The following is an 18,844-nucleotide window of genomic DNA, read 5'->3' as shown; positions in this document are numbered from 1 at the left end:
GCAACCGTCAGACAGCGGCGGCACGCAGCGCCGCGTTCGCCGTCGCGGGCCGGGGCGGTGTCGTCGGCGAAACTGCGTCACGGCCTTCTCCCGCACAGTCCCGGAGGCCGGCCGAGCAGGCCCTCGCCCGCTGCCGGACAGGGACGCCTGAACTCGACGAGGGCTGGGCCCAGGCCTACGAGGCCGCGGTTGCCCGGCTGACCGCGGCGGGTGCGTTCGTCGCCGAGCACTCCACGGCAGTGGGGAACTTTGTCGACAAGTTGATCGCCGGGGGCGGCAAAGGTCTCGTCCCGACCGTCGCCGGCATCATCACCCCCGCCCTCGGCGCCAATCGCACGTCCGGCTCCCAGCCCCTGGCCCCGGGCGCCCGCTTCGACCGCTAGGCCCTGTCGTCAAACTCCCTCCCCCAGCCTTCGGCCGGGAGGTGCCCCCAGCCCCGCGACGCCATGCACGCTCCCCCAAGCTCTTCGAGCAGGGGGGACCCCCACTCGCCCCACCGGGCACAGACCCAAGTACATCCAGTACGAGGGCCTGCACCCGGCACTCCCCCAGCCTCCGGCCGGGGGGACCCCCAGAGCACGCACCTGACGCCGCAGGGCCCGCCCTCCGGGCGGACGACGGGAGTTTGACGACAGGACCTGGACCACGACCGGGCCGGTCCACCGCCTGCGCGCCCTGCGGACCGGCCTTGGGCACAGCGTCGAACTGGCCGACGGCAGCCGCGTCCCCGGCTTCCTACGGGCGGGGGCAACCACACTCAACCAGCACCCGTCCGAGAGCGTTCAGCCCACCGACGAGTAGGCCACAACCCCGCGCAGCAACCCGTCGACCGCCTTGCGCGCATTCTTCGCCACCGTCGAGCCCTCCGCAGGAGCCGCCGCCGAGATCTGGCCCAGGACGTCGATGACCTGCTTGCACCAGCGGACGAAGTCACCGGCCGGCATCTCGGCCTCGCGCAGCACCTCGTCGAGGCCCTTGCCGCTCGCCCACATGTACGCGGCCCAGGCGAAGCCCAGGTCCGGCTCGCGCTGGCCCACGCCCTCGGTCTGGGTGATGCGGAACTCCTCCTCCAGTCCGTCGAGCCGGCCCCAGATGCGCACCATCTCACCGAGCGCGGCCTTCGCCTTGCCCGATGGCAGCTTCGGCGCCATCGCGTCGTCGCCCACCCGGGCCTCGTACACCAACGCCGAGACACACGCGGCGAGTTCGGCCGGGGCGAGACCCTCCCAGACTCCCGACCGCAGGCACTCACTCGCGAGCAGGTCGAGTTCGCCGTAGAGCCGGGCGAGCCGCTTTCCGTGTTCCGTCACCTCGTCGCCGCGCAGGTAGTCCAGCTCGGTGAGCAGGGCGACGATACGGTCGAAGGTGCGCGCGATGGTGTTCGTACGCCCCTCGATACGGCGCTCCAGCTGCGAGGTGTCGCGCAGCAGCCGGTGGTAGCGCTCGGCCCAACGGGCATGGTCCTCACGGTCGTTGCACCCATGGCACGGGTGGGCGCGCAGGGCCGTGCGCAGCCGGGCGATCTCCCGGTCGTCGGCGGCGGCGGACCGCTTCTTGCGGTGCCGCTCCGGCGGGATGTGCCCCGCCTTGGTGCGCAGGGCGGAGGCGAGGTCGCGACGGGACTGCGGCGAACGCGGGTTGAACGACTTCGGGATGCGCATCCGCTCCAGCGGCTCCACGGGCACCGGGAAGTCCATGGACGCCAGCCGCTTGACCTGTCGCTCGACGGTGAGGACCAGCGGGCGCGGGCCGTCGTGGTGCTCGAAGCCGCGGTGGCCGTTGGACCGGCCGGCCGGCAGACCGGGGTCCAGCACCAGGGCCAGGCCCGCGTACTTACCGGTCGGGACGTGGATGACGTCACCGGGCTTGAGCTTCTCCAGGGCGACTGCGGCCTCGGCGCGGCGCTGCACCGCGCCCTGCCGGGCCAGTTCCGTCTCGCGGTCCTTCAGTTCGCGGCGAAGCCGCGCGTACTCCTCGAAGTCACCGAGGTGGCAGGTCATGGACTCCTTGTAGCCCTCCAGGCCCTCCTCGTTGCGCTGCACCTGACGGGAGATCCCGACAACCGACTTGTCGGCCTGGAACTGCGCGAAGGAGGTCTCCAGGAGTTCACGGGAGCGGTGCCGGCCGAACTGCTCGACCAGGTTCACCGCCATGTTGTACGACGGCTTGAAGCTGGAGCGCAGCGGATACGTGCGTGTGCCTGCCAGGCCCGCGAGGTGCTCGGGGCTCATGCCGCGCTGCCACAGCACGACCGCGTGGCCCTCGATGTCGATGCCGCGCCGGCCGGCGCGGCCGGTCAGCTGGGTGTACTCGCCGGGAGTGATGTCGGCGTGCTGCTCGCCGTTCCACTTGACGAGCTTCTCCAGCACCACCGAGCGCGCGGGCATGTTGATGCCGAGCGCGAGAGTCTCGGTCGCGAACACTGCCTTGACCAGGCCGCGGACGAAGAGTTCCTCGACGACCTCCTTGAACGTCGGCAGCATGCCCGCGTGGTGGGCGGCTATACCGCGCTCCAGGCCCTCCAGCCACTCGTAATAGCCGAGGACATGCAGGTCCTCGGGCGGGATGGAGGCCGTGCGTTCCTCGACGAGGGCGCGCACCAGTTCCCGCGCCTCCTCGTCGTTGAGCCGCAGCCCTGCGTACAGGCACTGCTGGACGGCGGCCTCGCAGGCGGCGCGGCTGAAGATGAACGTGATCGCGGGCAGCAGGCCCTCGGCGTCGAGTCGCTCGATGACCTCGGGCCGGCCCGGCGTCCACACGCGGGAGCGCTGTCTGCGCTCGCGCTCGCGGTCGGCCTCGCGCATCGCGCGGCCGCGCCTGCGGTCCTGGTAGGAGGGCCGGCTCGCCTCCATGCGGGCCAGCCTCGTCAGATCGGGATTGACGGCCTTCTTCTGGCCCTCACCCTCCTCGAACAGGTCGTACATCCGGCGGCCGGCCAGCACGTGCTGGAACAGCGGCACGGGCCGGTGTTCGGAGACGATCACCTCCGTGTCTCCGCGGACGGTGTCGAGCCAGTCCCCGAACTCCTCCGCGTTCGACACCGTCGCCGACAGTGACACCAGCGTCACCGACTCGGGCAGATGGATGATCACTTCCTCCCAGACAGCGCCGCGGAAGCGGTCGGAGAGGTAGTGCACCTCGTCCATGACCACATAGCCGAGGCCGAGGAGGGTCTGTGAGCCCGCGTACAGCATGTTCCGCAGGACCTCCGTGGTCATCACGACCACCGGGGCGTCGGAGTTGACGCTGTTGTCGCCGGTGAGGAGGCCGACCTTCGCCGCTCCGTAACGGCGGCACAGGTCGGAGTACTTCTGGTTCGACAGCGCCTTGATGGGCGTCGTGTAGAAGCACTTCTTGCCCTGCTCGAGGGCGAGATGGACGGCGAACTCGCCGACGATCGTCTTGCCGGAGCCGGTGGGCGCGGCCACCAGCACGCCCTTCCCCGCCTCGAGTGCCTGGCAGGCCTCGATCTGGAAGGGGTCGAGGCCGAAGTCGTACATCTCGCGGAAGGAGGCGAGCGCGGTGGCCTGCTCGGCAGCGCGCTTGCGGGCTGCCGCGTACCGCTCGGCCGGTGAGAGGTCCTCTGTCATCGTGCTTTCGAGCGTACCGGCAGCCACTGACAACAGGACGATCATTATCCGGATCGCGGGTGGTACAGCTACGGATGCCGGGGCGCGCCACAACGGCGGATGCCCCGGTCCACGGGGGACGGGGGCATCGCATGGCAGCTCGGTGAGCGGTCCGGTCGGCTCAGGTCACGTCGTCGTACCCGTTGATCCGGTCAGTGCCCGGCAGCTCGGGGGCGCTGCTCGCGGTCACGGCCTCCACCTCGCCGACATCCTCCGGGGTGAGGTCCAGCTCGGAGGCTTCGTCGTCCGAGAGGCCCTGACCCTCCCGTCGGGCCCGGCGGCGGTCGTTGAACAGCGAGAAGGCCACGGCGATGAAGAACAGCACCCAGATCGGCGCTGCCAGCGCCAGCATCGAGATCGGGTCGGCGCCGGGCGTGGCCACGGCCGCGAAGGCGGCGATGCCGACGACCATGCCGCGCCACCAGCCGAGCATGCGCCGGCCGGACAGGATGCCGGTGAGGTTGAGCATGACGAGCAGCAGCGGCATCTCGAAGGCGAGGCCGAAGACCACCACCATGCGTGTGACCAGGTCGAGCAGCTTGTCCAGCGGGAGCAGGTTTTCCGCGCCCTTCGGCGTCAGGCCGATCATCACCTTCGCCGTGGTGGGCAGCACGTGGTAGGCGAGATAGCCGCCGCCGAGGAAGAGGGGGAAGCCGAAGCCGACGAAGGCGTAGGCGTACTTCCTCTCATGGCGGTGCAGGCCGGGCGCGACGAACGCCCACAGCTGGTAGAGCCAGACCGGTGCCGACAGCACGACACCGGCGGTCAGCGAGGCCTTCAGCGCCAGTGTGAAGGGCGTCAGCAGGCCGCTGACCGTGATGTGCGCACAGTGGACGTCTTCCTTCGTCTTCGCCATCTGCCCGAAGGACTGAGCGCAGCCGACCGAGTCCAGCAGCGGCTTGGTGATGAAGTTGATGATGTGCTGGTAGAAGAAGGCAGCCACGATCGTGACGACGACGATCGCCAGCACACCCTTCGCGAGCCGGTTGCGCAGCTCACGCAGGTGATCCGCGAGCGGCATGCGCCCCTCGGGATCCCTCTCCTTGTTGCGGGCAGGCTTGAGCAACCCACATCCTCATCTCGTGCAGCGGACCGGAGACGTCCGGTCCTCGCGTCAGCGCTGGGTGGTCGTGTCCGTCGGCTCGTTGACCGGCCGGGAGCTGGCCACGTCGCCGGGAGCGGCCTGGATCGTGCGCTGAGCCGTGGACTGCTCTTCGCTCGGCTGGGCGGCCGGGGTCGAGGTCTTGCCCTCGTCCTTCATCGCCTTGGCCTCGCTCTTCAGGATGCGAGCGGACTTGCCGAGGGACCGTGCCATGTCCGGAAGCTTCTTCGAGCCGAACACGAGGACAATCACCAGAACCAGGAGCACCAGGTGCCACGGCTCAAGTGCGTTGCGGAACATAAGTCTTCACCTTCTCACTGAGGCGGGGCGGCGGGGCCTGTCCGACCGTTCGGACAGGTGTCTGACCATCGTGCTTCCAGCGATCGTATCGCCCGGGGATGAACTCGGAACCATCTCTGTGCGTACTCCAGCTATCCGGGCCGCGCCCCCGTTCTCCGGGCCGCGACCAGCAGCGTACCTGGCTGCAAGGGCAGGGTGACAGGGCGAAGTACCCCTTGGATCAGTACGTTCGGGAGTTCCCAGGAGTTCCCGGTACGGCTCACAGCGAGTCGACCGCCCGGGCGGCGCTCACGGTCGCCCGCTCCAGGTCCTCGGCCGCCTTGTTGATACGGCGCGCCGAGTCCGCGACCTGCCTGCCGAGGCGCTGCGCCTCCAGGAAGACCCGGACCGCCAGCACACCGAGGACGGCAAGTCCCAGGAAACCCACAGCTACCGCAAACATCGGCCAGAACATGACGTCGAGCCTAGACGGTCCTGGGCAGCTTCGTATGGATCAGCGGGCGGACCTGGATCACCGTCCGGCCATCGCGCCTGCGTCACGCCTGAAAATCGATCTTGACAGTCGGCGTTGGTCTCCAATCAATATCGGCTCGACCTGGAAATGTGACTCTCAAGCAGAGTTTCAGGGTCATCATTGCCAGTTCCGTGGCAATTCTCGGTATAGCGGCCGTCACGCCGGTGAGCGCGGCCACCATGTCGGCCGATTCCGTTCACCACTGCTGACCTCCCGAATGGTGTAATGCCCGCCGGGCCAGTCAGTGTCGTCCGGATCAGCGGGCGGACCAGAGGAAGTATCCGCGCCGTCGAGTCCGGCCAGGTAGATGGCGGCGGTCTTTTCGTAGCGGGTGGCGATACCGCACCACTGGTCGGGCAGCCGGGCACGGCGACGTGCCCCGGCGCCCTCAGAGGCCGGACGTGCCTGTGTCCAGGCAGCACGGCTCAACCAGGCCGGGAGCCTTCACCGGTTCCGCTTTCTCCGGTCGCCATCGCCCGTGTGATGCCGGCGATGGAATTCAGAGTGGACGAGTCGAAGACTTTTTGACTCCGTTGATCGCGGAATGCGGGGTCTTCAGATGACGGCTCGCAACTGTGGTGCGGTCACCGAATACCAGTTGTTCATCCTGGACCGGTTGAGCCAGCCGCAATAATTGCTGCCGACCTACTCTGCGGCCTCCGTCCCGCTTGCGGCCCGCTGCCGAAAACGGGCCCGCCCCGGTATCCCGACTCCTGGCGTTGTCAGTGCTGCCTCCCACACTCCCCGGCGTATTCCGGGACAGGCTGCCCTCAGCTTCTACCGCGAAGCTGCGACGGCTCACCGGTGGTGGTCTCGCACCTCCACTCGGTCACAGTCCCGCGTCCGCCGATCAGTGCAACCGCAGGGTTCTGACCCCGCCGCCGGTGAGCAACTCGACGATGCGCTCCCCGGCGGGCTTGCGCACCGCGGCGCCGCACTCGGGGCAGGTGAAGGAGTAGAACGTCGTCCGGCTGGTGGCACCGATGGCCAGGCGCAGCGCGCTCGCGGCGAGCTCGAAGCGGCCCCGGCAGTCCGGGCAACCCGCCTTGAACACCACAGGGACCGCTCTCTTCATCCCGGCGAAGGCGGCCGCCACCGTCATTTCCCTCGCACCGGACACCGGAGACTCGCTCACAGCCCTCGCTCCTCCTGTTGTTCTGATCGTTCACCTTCGGGCGCCACAGCCGACCGCACGCGGGCCATCGGGCTCAGCCCTTCCGGGGCCGCACACTCGCCCCCGCCGCACCGGCGCGCGCCCGCGGCTCACTCCGCCCTGTCGTACTGCCCCTGATCCCGCCCGTTGGCCACCCCGTTCACCACGGCCGACGGTGTGTCGTACGCCTCCAGCGCCTCTCGGGCCGCCCGGCGGGCGCTGTCCGCGAGGTCCTGCGGCGACACGATCCGGCCGTCGCGCCCGAGGCGCAGCGCCAGCCGTCGCAGCGACGCCGGGTCCGGGGTCCGCAAGGTGATACGCAGCCCGCCGTCCGGCAGCTCATCCGCGCTGTCGTGCGGGTAGTACTCGGCGACCCAGCGACCGGCCGGGCCGACCTCGACGACCACCTCGGGGTCCTCGGCGGCGGGCTGGACGAGTCCCTCGGACAGGTCGCGCAGCTCGACCTCCGGCGGCGCCGACGGCTCGTCCAGAATCCTGATCTCGGCGACCCGGTCGAGCCGGAAGGTGCGGCGCGCCTCGGAGCGGCGGCACCACGCCTCCACATAGGTGTGGCCGACGCTGACCAGACGGATCGGGTCGATCTCGCGTTCGGTGACCTCGTCACGGGCCGGCGAGTAGTAGCGGATCCACAGGCGGCGGCGCTCGGAGATGGCCCGGTCGACGTCCGCGAAGACGCCGCCCTCCGACTCGAAGGTCACCGAGAGGCGGGAGCTGGCGCCCGCTGCCTCGCCGGCGGCGGTCTCCACCTTGGCGGTGGCCCGCAGCAGCGCCTGCCGGTCGCTCTCGCGCAGACCCGGCAGGGTGGCGACGGCCCGCGCGGCCACCAGCAGCGCGGTCGCCTCGTCGGCAGCCAGGCGCAGGGGCTCGGCCGCGTCCGCCCCGAGGGCGGCCGGATTGTGCCACCAGATGCGCTCGCCGTCGGTGTCGATGTCGAGCAGATCGCCACCGCGGAAGCTGGTGCCGCACATGGGCAGCACGTCGAGGTCCGAGACCAGCTCGTCCTCGCTGATCCCGAAGGCCCGGGCGACGTCCTCGACGCGCGCACCGGGGCGCTCCCGCAGATAGGTCACCAGGGAGAGCATCCGCCGGGTCTGGTCGATGGCGTTCGCGGGCCTGGCCGGTTTGCCTGCCACTGTCCTACGTCTCCCCCCTCAGCCCTTGGCCACGGCGCGCAGTCGGTCCACCACGTCGGCCTGCAGCTCGGCGGGCTCCAACACCACCACGTCCGGCCCGAACTCGACCAGCCACGCATCGAGGCCGTGCCCGTACGGAATCTCCAACTCGTCCCAGCCGTCACCGAGTTCCCGTACCGCAGTGGCCTTCGCTCGAAGGGGGTACCCCGCGCCCTTGCGCAGCCGGATCCGGGCCGAGCGGTCGGCGGTCTCCCCCGCCCAGCTTGCAACGGTCTCGCGGACCGTGACCACGTCGGGCACCTCGGCGGTGAAACGGCCACTGCGGGACCGCACCTTGCCCGTGATCCGGGAGAGCCGGAAGACACGCTCCGCACCCCGGTCACGGTCCCAGCCGGCCAGGTACCAGTGGCCGCGCCAGCACTCCAGCGCCCAGGGCTCGACATGGCGCGGCTCGGGACGGGCGGCGGTGGCCTTGCGGTAGTCGAAGACGACGGGACGGCGGTCACGGCAGGCCAGCATCAGCGGCTCGAACGCGGCCTCGTGCACGGGGATGCGCGGCTCCAGGGCGCCATGGGCCTCGTACGGGTCCACATCCTCGGGCAGTCCGGCGGCACGCAGCTTCTGCAGGGCACCGCTCGCGGCACCGGCCAGACGCGCCTGCTGCCACACCTTCGCGGCAAGACCGAGAGCGGCGGCCTCCTCGGCGTCGAGGGTGATGGGCGGAAGGCGGTTGCTGTCACGGCGGGCGAGATAGCCGACCTCGCCGTCCAGGTTCTCCACGGTCTCGATGACCAGACCCAGCTCGCGCAGGTCGTCCTTGTCACGCTCGAACATGCGATTGAAGGAGTCGTCGGACCCGGCTGCGCCCTTGTCCGGCCCCAGGGCCACGCCTCTTCCCGGCCCAAAGGCCTCGACGTAAGCCTCGATGGACTCCCGCAGCTCGCGCTTGCTGAGCGGCCGCCGAGTCCCGAGCAGACACAGCGCCAGGTTCATCAGCCGCTCGGCCTTGGCAATGGCCATCGACGCCCTTCGCCTCCCTATGGTGCTTACGACCGATGACCGTACCGCTCACCTGTGTCGTGGCAAAAGCCGAGGGCCCACGCCCGCACGGGCATGGGCCCCAGCCGATCGATTCCGATCGGATCCCGTACCGCCGTCGTACGGGGACCGGACTGATCCGGCGTCCGTGACCGGACTGCCGACCAGGCCTTGGATCAGACCGCGACCAGGTCGCAGACGAAGATCAGCGTCTCGCCGGGGGCGATGCGGCCGCCACCGGCGCCACGGTCGCCGTACGCGAGGTGCGCGGGGATGGTCAGCTGGCGGCGGCCGCCGACCTTCATGCCCTGCACTCCCTGGTCCCAGCCCTTGATGACCTGGCCGACACCCAGCTGGAACTGAAGCGGCGTACCGCGGTTCCAGGACGCGTCGAACTCCTCACCGGTGGAGAAGGCCACGCCCACATAGTGGACGGAGACGGTGTCGCCCGCCTTGGCCACCGGGCCGTCGCCCTCCCAGATGTCCTTGATCTCGAGGTCGGCCGGGGGCTCGCCGCCCGGGAAGTCGATCTCGGGCTTCTCGATGCTCACGTCAAAAGCTCCTGCTAGTTGCTGTTGAGGCCACTACGGCAACTCCGACACTCTCACATCCCGGCAGGGCTTACATCTTCGCCAGGATGTCGACGGTGAAGACCAGCGTGGAGTCCTTTTTGATGCCGCTTCCGGCGGGCGGGTTGTCGCCGTATCCGAGCTTCGGCGGGATGACGATCAGCACCCGGCTGCCCACCTTCTTGCCGGTCAGTCCCTGGGCCCAGCCCTTGACGACCTGCTGCAGCGAGAACGAGGTGAGCGACCCACGGCTGTACGTGGAGTCGAACTCCTTGCCGGTGTCCCACAGCACACCCTTGTACTGCACCAGGACACTGTTGTTCGCCGCGACCGGCTCGCCGTCACCCTCGATCACATACTTCGCGACCAGACCCGTCGGCGCCTTCACCTTCGGCACCTCGATCGACGGGGCCTTGCCGTCGGTGTTGGTGCCCACCTTCGGCAGGTCCGCGTCGTTCTGGGCGACCGTCTTGCCCTTGGCGGAGCTCTTCCCGTTGAACGTGTTCTCGATGTCGACCACGAAGACCAGCGTGTCCGTGCCCTTGATACCCGCCTGCGGATTGCCCTGCGAGCCATAGCCCCAGGTCGGAGGCACGGCCATCAGCACCCGGCTGCCGGCCTTCTTGCCCTGCAGGGCATACCGCCAGCCGTCGATGATGCTGCCCTGGGCGAGCTGGATGACCAGCGGGATCTTACGGTCGTAGGAGTTGTCGAAGACCTTCGCCGTGTCCCAGATCTGGCCCAGGTAGTTCGCCTGGATGTAGTCGTTCTCCGCGACCGTCTGCCCACTGCCCGCGATCACCGTCTTGACCGCCAGGTCCTTCGACGCGGAACCGGGACCCTTGGCCACGGTCGGCTTCTCGTCGAACTTGGTGCCGGCGGTGATCGCCGGCAGCGGACCCTCGACGATCTTCGGCGGCGGCGGCAGGGACGCCGACGGCGAGGCCGCGGCCGATGGGGACGAGCTTGCGCTGGCCTTGCCCTTGCTGGATTTTTCGTCACCGCATCCGGAGAGCGTGACCAGTCCGGCGGGCACAGCGGCAAGAAGGAGTGAGCGTCGGCGCACGATGGGGCCTCGTATCGGTCGATCTTGAGTGATGGCGTGCGCGCAACTCTACGACGTGAGACGGGCGCCGTACGGCAAACGTACGGCGCCCGCGTTGCGTTCCGGCGATATGCGTGAAACGCGTGCCTCACATTCCGGCGATCAGCTTCTCCACCCGGTCGTCCACCGAACGGAACGGGTCCTTGCACAACACCGTGCGCTGCGCCTGATCGTTGAGCTTCAGATGCACCCAGTCAACCGTGAAATCACGACGCTGTTCCTGGGCCCGCCGGATGAAGTCGCCACGCAGCCGGGCCCGAGTGGTCTGCGGCGGAACCGACTTGCCCTCGAAGATCTTCAAGTCGTTGCAGATCCGGGTGGCTTGGCCCTTCTTCTCCAGCAGGTAGTACAGGCCACGACGGCGGTGGATGTCGTGGTAAGCGAGGTCTATCTGCGCGACCCGCGGATGCGACATCGTCATGTTGTGCTTGGCCCGGTACCGCTCGATGAGCTTGTACTTCATCACCCAGTCGATTTCGGTGCCGATCCGGTCGAGGTCCTCCGCCTCGATCGCGTCCAGTGTGCGGCCCCACAGCTCCAGGACCTGCTCGACGGTGCCGGTACGGATACCGCGGCGCTCGCAGAAGTCCACGGCCTTCTCGTAGTACTCGCGCTGCACCTCCAGGGCGGACGCCTCACGGCCGCTCGCCAGGCGCACCTTGCGCCGGCCCGTGATGTCGTGGCTGACCTCACGGATCGCCCGGATCGGGTTCTCCAGGGTCAGGTCACGCATCACCGTGCCCGCCTCGATCATGCGCAGCACCAGGTCCGTGGCGCCGACCTTCAGCAGCATTGTCGTCTCGGACATGTTCGAGTCGCCCACGATGACATGCAGGCGACGGTACCGCTCGGCGTCCGCGTGCGGCTCGTCACGCGTGTTGATGATCGGCCGGGAACGGGTCGTCGCCGAGCTGACGCCCTCCCAGATGTGCTCGGCCCGCTGGCTCACGCAGTACACCGCACCGCGCGGCGTCTGCAGCACCTTGCCGGCACCGCACAGCAGCTGCCGCGTGACCAGGAACGGAATCAGGATGTCCGCGAGCCGCGAGAACTCGCCGTGGCGCGCCACCAGATAGTTCTCGTGACAGCCATACGAGTTGCCCGCCGAGTCGGTGTTGTTCTTGAAGAGGTAGACGTCGCCCGCGATTCCCTCCTCGTGCAGGCGGCGTTCGGCGTCGACCAGGAGCCCTTCCAGAATGCGCTCGCCGGCCTTGTCGTGGGTGACGAGTTCCGTCACGTTGTCACATTCGGGTGTCGCATATTCCGGATGTGAGCCCACATCGAGATAGAGGCGGGCACCGTTCCGCAGAAAGACATTGCTGCTGCGGCCCCATGACACGACACGGCGGAAGAGGTACCGCGCCACCTCGTCAGGCGACAGGCGGCGCTGTCCCCTGAACGTGCACGTGACGCCGTACTCGTTCTCCAGCCCGAAAATGCGGCGGTCCATGACTGAACATTACGCCCGATCACCCGAGCTGAAACGGGGTTCGACAGCACGGTTTGGATCATTTTCCGATGAAGACGCAACCACCGCACCCCCCGCGGGAGCTGCGAGGACCCTCCCCGTGGCCAGCAACACCAGCAAGGACACGGCCCCCGCGGCCCCCGGAACCGCAAAGCCCCACAGCGCCCCGCCCGCCTCCACGACCGGGCCCGCCAGGCCCGTACCGACCGACGCACCCACCGTGAACGTCGTCACAAGCCACGAGAACGCCTCGGTGACGGTACCGCTCGGCGCATGCCGGTCGACGATGATGAACGCACACGCGATGCAGGGCGCAAGGAAGACCCCGGACAGCACCGTGAGCAACACCATCGCGACCGCACCCGGCATCAGCATCAACGGCAGATAACACACCGCCAGAAGCCCCACGAGCACCCGCAGTCGCCGCTCCGGCACGCCGGACCACTGCCGCGCCCCGTACACGATTCCGCCCACCAGGGCACCCATCCCCAAAGCCGCCATCAGCCAGCCGTACACCGCATCCCCGCCGTGCCCGTCCGCATACGGCACCGCCGCCACCGTGATCGAGCCCAGCGCGATCCCCACGAACAGGAACGCGCCGAGCAGCACCAGCAGCCCCCGCGAGCGCAGCGCACCCAGCCAGTGCGCCTCCCGCGGCGCCGAACGCCACGCGCGCGACGGCGGCGAGACCACCACGGACAGCGCGCCCAGCACCCCGACGACGTTCAGCACGACCAGCGCCGCCCCCGCGGACCACAGGGACACGCACACGGTCACCAGCAGCGGGCCCACGGTGAACATCACCTCCTGGGCCACCGCGTCCAGCGCGTACGCCGTGTGGACCTGCTCCTCCCGGCACAGCACCCCGGGCCACAAGGCCCGCAGACCGCCCTCCAGAGGCGGCGTGAAGAGCCCGGCGACCACCATGGCCGCGTAGGCCGCCGGAAGCGGATCCACGCCCGTCAGGGCGAACACGGTCATGGCCAGGGCGGAGACCAGCGCGGCCGGCAACTGGACGCGCGGCTGACCGTGCAGGTCCACCAGCCGGCCCAGCAGCGGCTGCCCCACGGCGTTCGCCACCCCGTATACCGCGGCAAGAGCCCCCGCGAGGCTGTAGGTGCCACCCTCGGCCCGCACGAACAGCACGACGGCGATCGCGGCCGTGGCGTTCGGCAGCCGGCCCACCAGCGTCCCGGCGAGCAGGCGCGTGGCGTGCCTCGCCCTGAGGATCTCCAGGTACCCCGCGGCCATGCCCAAGCCCTTCGTTCATAACAAGTTTTACGTATAACGTCGCCTGTCATACGTACCATGAGCGCTGACCACGAGTCCAGACGAAAGAGCAGGCAGACGGTGGCACGAGGTACCACGCGACCCACCAGCCGCGACGTCGCCCAGGCCGCCGGGGTCTCCCAGGCCGCCGTATCCCTCGTCCTCGGCGACAAATGGCGCGGACGCGTCTCCGAACCCACCGCCCAACGCGTCCGCGAAGCCGCACGCGAACTCGGCTACCGACCCAACCTCGCCGCCCGCAACCTACGCCTCGGCCGCACACGAACCGTCCTGCTCGTCGTACCGGCACTCACCACCGAATTCTTCGCCGGCGTCTACACCGGCGCCGCCCGAGTCGCCGCCGAACACGGCTTCGGCGTCGTCCTGTACCCCTCACCCGAAGGCGTCGGCCCCGCCAAAGACCCCTTCCACTCCGCACAAGCCGCACTGGACGGCGTCCTCGCCTCCTCCATGGCCGCAGACGCACTCACCGCGATCCGCGGCGACCAACTCCCCCTCGTCATGCTCGACAGCGACCCGAACGGCAGCATGGGCGCCGCAACCGTCAACCTCGACATCACCGACGGCGTACGACAAGTCGCACAACACCTGCTCGCACTCGGCCACCGCCGATTCCTGCACCTCGCGGCAGACGTCCCCTCGTGGACATTCGACACCCGGGCCCGTGAGCTGGCCGCGCACGTGGCCCAGGTGCCCGGCACCAGCATCCGCACCACACACGCCCCCATCTCCATCGAAGGCGCCCTCGCCGCCGCCGAAGCCGCCCTCGCCGCCCCCGGCCCCCGCCCCACCGCCCTCGTCTGCGACGACGACAAACTCGCCGCCGGCGCCTACAAAGCAGCCCGACGCCTCGGCCTGCGCATCCCCGACGACCTCTCCGTCACCGGCCTCGACGACCTCGCCCTCGCCACCGCCATCGACCCCGAACTCACCACCGTCCGCCTCGACGCCGAACTGTTCGGAGAACGCGGCATGCAGGCCCTCCTCGCCGTCCTGGAGGGCCGTACACCCGAAGAGGGGGACATCCCGGTGGAACTGGTCGTACGCGGCTCCACGGCCCCGCCACGCCCCTGAAGCAACGCCGCGCGCCCCGACCGAGAACGGCCGGGGCGCGCGGCAAAGCGGGCTGAGGCGACACACACCTCACCGAGCGATACGAACGATCACTCCTCGTCCTCCGCAGTCTCGTCCTCCGTCTCCGCGGCAGAGGCCGCACCATCAGCCTCCAGCAGACGAGACAGCTGACGGCCGACGATCCGCTTGAACTTGCGCTGCTGCGGACGCGTACGGTCCAGCACCGCGACCTCCAGGCGCTCCGCGGGAATCTCCCGCTCACTGCCGTTCGTGTCACGCGACAAGGCCTGCACCGCCAGCTTCAGCGCCTCCGCCAGACTCATCCCGTCCTGGTGACGCTGATCCAGGAAACTGCTGATCTGCTCCGCATTGCCACCGACCGCAACCGAACCGTGCTCATCCACGATCGACCCGTCATGCGGCAGACGGTAGATCTGGTCACCCTCCGGGGTCTCCCCCACCTCGGCGACCACCAGCTCCACCTCGTACGGCTTCTCCGCCGCACTCGAGAAAATCGTGCCCAGCGTCTGCGCGTACACATTCGCCAGACCGCGAGCAGTCACATCATCACGGTCATAGGTGTAACCACGCAGATCGGCGTAGCGGACACCACCGATCCGCAGATTCTCGTACTCGTTGTACTTACCGGCGGCCGCAAACCCGATCCGGTCATAGATCTCACTGAACTTGTGCAGCGCACGGGACGGGTTCTCACCGACGAACACGATGCCATCGGCATACTGCATCACGACCAGGCTGCGACCGCGCGCGATGCCCTTACGGGCATACTCCGCCCGGTCGGCCATGGCCTGCTGGGGGGAGACATAGAACGGCGTCGACACCGGTTATCCGTCCCTTTCTGTCATAGTCACAAGATCACCTCGACAACAGGTCCGCCGCCCTCAGAGCAGCGCCGCCCGCGGACCGTCGGGCTGCTCCAGGCGCCGCTCCAGAATCGAACGGGCGATCTCGGAGGACTCGTCGTCGGTCAGCCGGCGAAAACCGTCCTCGGTGATCACGGTGACGATCGGATAGATCCGGCGGGCGACATCGGGACCACCGGTCGCCGAGTCGTCGTCAGCCGCGTCGTACAGAGCCTGGACCACCAGGGTCGTGGCCTGCTCCTCGGTCAGATCCTCACGGAAAAGCTTCTTCATGGCACCGCGCGCGAAGATCGAGCCGGAGCCCGTGGCCGCAAAGCCGTGCTCCTCCGAGCGGCCACCCGTCACGTCATAGGAGAAGATGCGGCCCTTCTCGCGGTCCACGTCGTAACCGGCGAAGAGCGGGACCACAGCCAGGCCCTGCATGGCCATGCCGAGGTTCGAACGGATCATGGTCGACAGACGGTTCGCCTTGCCCTCCAGGGAGAGCTGCGCACCCTCGACCTTCTCGAAGTGCTCCAGCTCCAGCTGGAACAGCTTCACCATCTCCACGGCGAGACCGGCGGTACCGGCGATACCCACCGCCGAGTACTCGTCCGCCGGGAACACCTTCTCGATGTCCCGCTGCGCGATCACATTGCCCATGGTCGCCCGACGGTCACCGGCGAGCACGACGCCCCCCGGAAACGTCGTGGCCACGATCGTGGTGCCGTGCGGGGCCTCGATCACGCCCTTGGTCGGGGGCAGCTGCCGGTTGCCGGGCAGGAGCTCGGGCTGGTGCTCGGACAGGAAGTCCATGAAGGACGACGAGCCGGGCGTCAGGAAGGCAGCCGGTAGACGCCCGGTGCTACGAGGGTTGGCTTCCACGCGTTTCCTTCCAAGTAGTCGGCAGCTCGGTACGCAGCTTCGGGGTCGTCCCTCAACAGGCCGAGGCCGGAATTGCAGTTGAAGCACAGTACGCCACGGACCCTACCCGTCTTGTGGCAGTGATCCACATGCGTTGCAGGAGCGGATAGACATATGCAACAGACGCCCCCTTGAGAGGCGATCGACTCGTCGCGCTCGGCTTCGGTGATGCCGTACTGGCGCCTCAGGTGGTGCGCACGGTTGTCGACGGCGCGGCATGCCTTGCACCGCGAGGCTTTCCCTCGGTGCCAGTCAGAGCGCGACTTGATCTCTCCGCAGCCCTGACAGTACTTGTGACCTTCCGGAACAGCCCCTCGTGGCGGAACCGTTCTGCCCATGGCCTGCTGGCGCTTCCGGTCGGACCCAGCCGCGCACTCGCGGCAACGGTGCTGCAAGCCGTCGAGATTGGTTCGCTTGACCGCGAAGGCTGCGCGCGGCTTGACCTCGCCGCACCGCGCGCAGCGTTTCACCTCCGACTCGTCTGCCACCTCTGAACCCCATCCACCTTCGATTCGAAGGAAAAGGCGGCCTACTGCCCACCCTTCTGAACAAAGGACCTCACGAAATCCTCTGCGTTCTCCTCGAGCACATCATCGATTTCGTCCAGCACCGAGTCCACGTCATCGCTCAGCTTCTCGTGCCGCTCCTTGAGGTCCTCCGAAGCCTGTGCCTCCTGCGCCTGCTCCTCGACCTCCTCCGTGGAGCGCGTCGCCTTCTGCTGTCCGCCGCCGGTGTCCTTGGTCGCCATAACCCTCACCCCGCTCAGTTCGCCCGACATGGTCGACAGGTCGGCTTTCCTGCCGATCGGTGGTGATCAGACCCTACTAGCCGGGTCCGACAATGGCCCCGCAGTTACTCCAACGTACGAGGGCCACCTCGATGATTCCCGGACGCCGGGTTTTCCACCCTGCGCGGCCGGGCCCGCCCGGGTGCCCGCTCAGCCGCCCGACAGGACCCTGACCAGGTCTTCCGCCGTGCGGCAGCGGTCCAGGAGCTCCTTGACGTGATTACGCGTTCCGCGAAGCGGTTCCAGGGTTGGGACGCGTTGCAGGGAGTCACGGCCAGGGAGGTCGAAGATCACGGAGTCCCAGGACGCCGCCGCGACGTCGTCGGCGTACTGTTCCAGGCAGCGGCCGCGGAAGTAGGCGCGCGTGTCCTCCGGTGGCTTCGTACGGGCCCTGTCGACGTCGTCCTCAGTCAGCAGCCGCTTCATCCTGCCGCGGGCCACCAGGCGGTTGTAGAGGCCCTTCTCGGCGCGTACGTCGGCGTACTGGAGGTCGACGAGGTGGAGCCGGGCGGCGTCCCAGTCGAGGCTGTCGCGGCGCCGGTAGCCTTCCATGAGCTCTCGTTTGGCGACCCAGTCGAGTTCGCCGGCCAGGCTCATGGGGTCGCGTTCGAGGCGGTTCAGCGTGTCTTCCCAGCGGGACAGGACGTCCTTGGTCTGTTCGTCGGCGTCCGCGCCGAAGCGCTCCTCCACGTATTTGCGTGACAGCTCGTAGTACTCCATCTGGAGCTGGACGGCGGTGAGTGTCCGGCCGCTGCGGAGCGTGACGAGGCGCTTGAGGGTCGGGTCGTGGGAGACCTGGTGGAGGGTGCGTACGGGCTGGTCGACGGCCAGGTCGACGGCGATGAAGCCGTCCTCGATCATCGACAGGACGAGAGCCGTGGTGCCCAGTTTCAGGTAGGTCGAGATCTCCGACAGGTTGGCGTCGCCGATGATCACGTGCAGGCGCCGGTATTTCTCGGCGTCCGCGTGGGGCTCGTCGCGGGTGTTGATGATGGGGCGTTTGAGGGTGGTCTCGAGGCCCACCTCGACTTCGAAGTAGTCGGCGCGCTGGCTGAGCTGGAAGCCGTGTTCGTGGCCGTCCTGGCCGATGCCGACGCGGCCTGCTCCGGCGAAGACCTGGCGGGAGACGAAGAACGGTGTGAGGTGGCGCACGATGTCCGAGAAGGGGGTTTCCCGCTTCATCAGGTAGTTCTCGTGCGTGCCGTAGGAGGCGCCCTTGTTGTCGGTGTTGTTCTTGTAGAGGTGGATCGGCTGGGCGCCGGGGAGCTGGGCGGCGCGTTCCGCGGCTTCTGCCATGATCCGCTCGCCGGCTTTGTCCCAGAGGACGGCGTCGCGGGGGTTGGTGACCTCGGGGGCGCTGTATTCGGGGTGTGCGTGGTCGACGTAGAGCCGTGCGCCGTTGGTGAGGATCACGTTGGCGAGGCCGATGTCCTCGTCGGTGAGCTGGCTGGCGTCGGCGGCCTCGCGGGCGAGGTCGAATCCTCGCGCGTCCCGCAGCGGGTTCTCCTCCTCGAAGTCCCAGCGGGCCCGGCGGGCCCGGTGCATCGCCGCCGCGTAGGCGTTGACGATCTGGGATGAGGTGAGCATGGCATTGGCGTTGGGGTGGCCGGGGACGGAGATGCCGTACTCCGTCTCGATGCCCATTACTCGCCGTACGGTCATGCGGCCCTCCTTGCCCGGCGGCGCCCTCGGTCGGGGGCGGCGCTCAAGTACCGCTGGTGCTCCGGTGCGCGTGCGGTCCCGTCCCCGCACGGCGCGACGCGGCGGTACGAAAGAGCCTAGAACGCCTTTGCGCTGGTGGGGAGATCATTTGCGTCATTGCCTTGCTCCGGCCGTGGCCTGAAAAGCGTCGGCTGCGGGTACCCGGTGGGGGC

The 18,844-nt window shown here is 68.6% G+C and carries 17 protein-coding genes and 1 pseudogene; 2 read left to right on the top strand and 16 right to left on the bottom strand.

From position 1 onward, the window contains the following. Positions 1–58 precede the first annotated feature (58 nt). Positions 59–320, top strand: a pseudogene (locus tag ABT186_RS16145) (allophanate hydrolase); the annotation flags it as partial. Between the two features lie 462 nt (positions 321–782). On the opposite strand, the gene ABT186_RS16140 reads toward ABT186_RS16145, so the two are convergent. The 11 genes from ABT186_RS16140 to ABT186_RS16090 all read right to left on the bottom strand — a co-directional run bounded on the left by ABT186_RS16140 (position 783) and on the right by ABT186_RS16090 (position 13,283). Then, positions 783–3,635, bottom strand: coding sequence for a DEAD/DEAH box helicase (locus ABT186_RS16140; RefSeq protein WP_351235568.1), 2,853 nt, complete (start codon positions 3,633–3,635; stop codon positions 783–785). A gap of 115 nt (positions 3,636–3,750) precedes the next feature. Continuing rightward, on the bottom strand, positions 3,751–4,695 hold the full coding sequence (tatC, locus tag ABT186_RS16135) for a twin-arginine translocase subunit TatC (RefSeq protein WP_351235570.1): 945 nt from the start codon (positions 4,693–4,695) through the stop codon (positions 3,751–3,753). A 48-nt stretch (positions 4,696–4,743) separates the two neighbouring features. Next, entirely contained in the window at positions 4,744–5,031 is a 288-nt protein-coding gene (gene tatA / locus ABT186_RS16130) for a Sec-independent protein translocase subunit TatA (RefSeq protein ID WP_351235572.1), read from the bottom strand. A 259-nt stretch (positions 5,032–5,290) separates the two neighbouring features. After that, a complete protein-coding gene (locus tag ABT186_RS16125; RefSeq protein WP_351235574.1) occupies positions 5,291–5,485 on the bottom strand; it encodes a hypothetical protein in 195 nt (64 codons plus the stop codon). Positions 5,486–6,395: 910 nt separating this feature from the next. Further along, positions 6,396–6,647 (bottom strand): hypothetical protein, encoded by a 252-nt coding sequence (locus ABT186_RS16120; RefSeq protein ID WP_351235587.1) that lies wholly within the window; start codon positions 6,645–6,647, stop codon positions 6,396–6,398. A gap of 161 nt (positions 6,648–6,808) precedes the next feature. After that, positions 6,809–7,852, bottom strand: a complete 1,044-nt coding sequence (locus tag ABT186_RS16115; protein WP_351235577.1) for a helix-turn-helix transcriptional regulator — start codon at positions 7,850–7,852, stop codon at positions 6,809–6,811. An 18-nt stretch (positions 7,853–7,870) separates the two neighbouring features. Beyond that, positions 7,871–8,872, bottom strand: a complete 1,002-nt coding sequence (locus ABT186_RS16110) for a helix-turn-helix transcriptional regulator (RefSeq protein WP_351235579.1) — start codon at positions 8,870–8,872, stop codon at positions 7,871–7,873. A 194-nt stretch (positions 8,873–9,066) separates the two neighbouring features. After that, the gene (locus tag ABT186_RS16105) at positions 9,067–9,441 is read right to left on the bottom strand and encodes an FKBP-type peptidyl-prolyl cis-trans isomerase (RefSeq protein ID WP_351235581.1); all 375 of its coding nucleotides are present in this window, start codon (positions 9,439–9,441) and stop codon (positions 9,067–9,069) included. 70 nt (positions 9,442–9,511) lie between these two features. Then, positions 9,512–10,525, bottom strand: coding sequence for an FKBP-type peptidyl-prolyl cis-trans isomerase (locus ABT186_RS16100; RefSeq protein ID WP_351235583.1), 1,014 nt, complete (start codon positions 10,523–10,525; stop codon positions 9,512–9,514). A 127-nt stretch (positions 10,526–10,652) separates the two neighbouring features. Then, complete coding sequence (gene pafA / locus ABT186_RS16095; RefSeq protein ID WP_062672158.1) at positions 10,653–12,014, bottom strand: Pup--protein ligase; 1,362 nt, start codon at positions 12,012–12,014, stop codon at positions 10,653–10,655. Positions 12,015–12,023: 9 nt separating this feature from the next. Further along, complete coding sequence (locus ABT186_RS16090; RefSeq protein WP_351235585.1) at positions 12,024–13,283, bottom strand: MFS transporter; 1,260 nt, start codon at positions 13,281–13,283, stop codon at positions 12,024–12,026. 99 nt (positions 13,284–13,382) lie between these two features. Between ABT186_RS16090 and ABT186_RS16085 the strand changes: the two genes are divergently transcribed. Next, entirely contained in the window at positions 13,383–14,396 is a 1,014-nt protein-coding gene (locus ABT186_RS16085) for a LacI family DNA-binding transcriptional regulator (protein WP_351925557.1), read from the top strand. An 89-nt stretch (positions 14,397–14,485) separates the two neighbouring features. On the opposite strand, the gene prcA is transcribed toward ABT186_RS16085, so the two are convergent. From prcA to dop, 5 genes are all read right to left on the bottom strand, one after another. Beyond that, the gene (gene prcA / locus ABT186_RS16080) at positions 14,486–15,238 is read right to left on the bottom strand and encodes a proteasome subunit alpha (RefSeq protein WP_351237180.1); all 753 of its coding nucleotides are present in this window, start codon (positions 15,236–15,238) and stop codon (positions 14,486–14,488) included. A gap of 60 nt (positions 15,239–15,298) precedes the next feature. Next, positions 15,299–16,144, bottom strand: a complete 846-nt coding sequence (gene prcB / locus ABT186_RS16075; RefSeq protein ID WP_351237182.1) for a proteasome subunit beta — start codon at positions 16,142–16,144, stop codon at positions 15,299–15,301. Then, positions 16,096–16,521 (bottom strand): endonuclease VII domain-containing protein, encoded by a 426-nt coding sequence (locus ABT186_RS16070; protein ID WP_351237192.1) that lies wholly within the window; start codon positions 16,519–16,521, stop codon positions 16,096–16,098. The genes prcB and ABT186_RS16070 overlap by 49 nt, the downstream gene beginning before the upstream one ends. A 191-nt stretch (positions 16,522–16,712) precedes the next feature. Continuing rightward, positions 16,713–16,931 (bottom strand): ubiquitin-like protein Pup, encoded by a 219-nt coding sequence (locus tag ABT186_RS16065; RefSeq protein ID WP_199893821.1) that lies wholly within the window; start codon positions 16,929–16,931, stop codon positions 16,713–16,715. Positions 16,932–17,120: 189 nt separating this feature from the next. Then, positions 17,121–18,632 (bottom strand): depupylase/deamidase Dop, encoded by a 1,512-nt coding sequence (gene dop, locus ABT186_RS16060; RefSeq protein ID WP_351237184.1) that lies wholly within the window; start codon positions 18,630–18,632, stop codon positions 17,121–17,123. Between the last annotated feature and the right edge of the window lie 212 nt (positions 18,633–18,844).

Origin of the sequence: Streptomyces sp. NPDC001634 (genome assembly GCF_040298185.1) — a bacterium.
In the GTDB taxonomy this organism is placed as follows: domain Bacteria; phylum Actinomycetota; class Actinomycetes; order Streptomycetales; family Streptomycetaceae; genus Streptomyces.
Note: the sequence above shows the minus strand (reverse complement) of the source record. Positions and strands in the feature narration are given on the sequence as shown.

Excerpts from the sequence above, each read along its gene's own strand:
- ABT186_RS16140 (WP_351235568.1), bottom strand. The coding sequence starts at position 3,635 with ATGATCGTCCTGTTGTCAGTGGCTGCCGGTACGCTCGAAAGCACGATG.
- tatA (WP_351235572.1), bottom strand. The coding sequence starts at position 5,031 with ATGTTCCGCAACGCACTTGAGCCGTGGCACCTGGTGCTCCTGGTTCTG.
- ABT186_RS16125 (WP_351235574.1), bottom strand. The coding sequence starts at position 5,485 with ATGTTCTGGCCGATGTTTGCGGTAGCTGTGGGTTTCCTGGGACTTGCC.
- ABT186_RS16120 (WP_351235587.1), bottom strand. The coding sequence starts at position 6,647 with ATGACGGTGGCGGCCGCCTTCGCCGGGATGAAGAGAGCGGTCCCTGTG.
- ABT186_RS16110 (WP_351235579.1), bottom strand. The coding sequence starts at position 8,872 with ATGGCCATTGCCAAGGCCGAGCGGCTGATGAACCTGGCGCTGTGTCTG.
- pafA (WP_062672158.1), bottom strand. The coding sequence starts at position 12,014 with ATGGACCGCCGCATTTTCGGGCTGGAGAACGAGTACGGCGTCACGTGC.
- ABT186_RS16090 (WP_351235585.1), bottom strand. The coding sequence starts at position 13,283 with ATGGCCGCGGGGTACCTGGAGATCCTCAGGGCGAGGCACGCCACGCGC.
- ABT186_RS16070 (WP_351237192.1), bottom strand. The coding sequence starts at position 16,521 with ATGGGCAGAACGGTTCCGCCACGAGGGGCTGTTCCGGAAGGTCACAAG.
- ABT186_RS16065 (WP_199893821.1), bottom strand. The coding sequence starts at position 16,931 with ATGGCGACCAAGGACACCGGCGGCGGACAGCAGAAGGCGACGCGCTCC.
- dop (WP_351237184.1), bottom strand. The coding sequence starts at position 18,632 with ATGACCGTACGGCGAGTAATGGGCATCGAGACGGAGTACGGCATCTCC.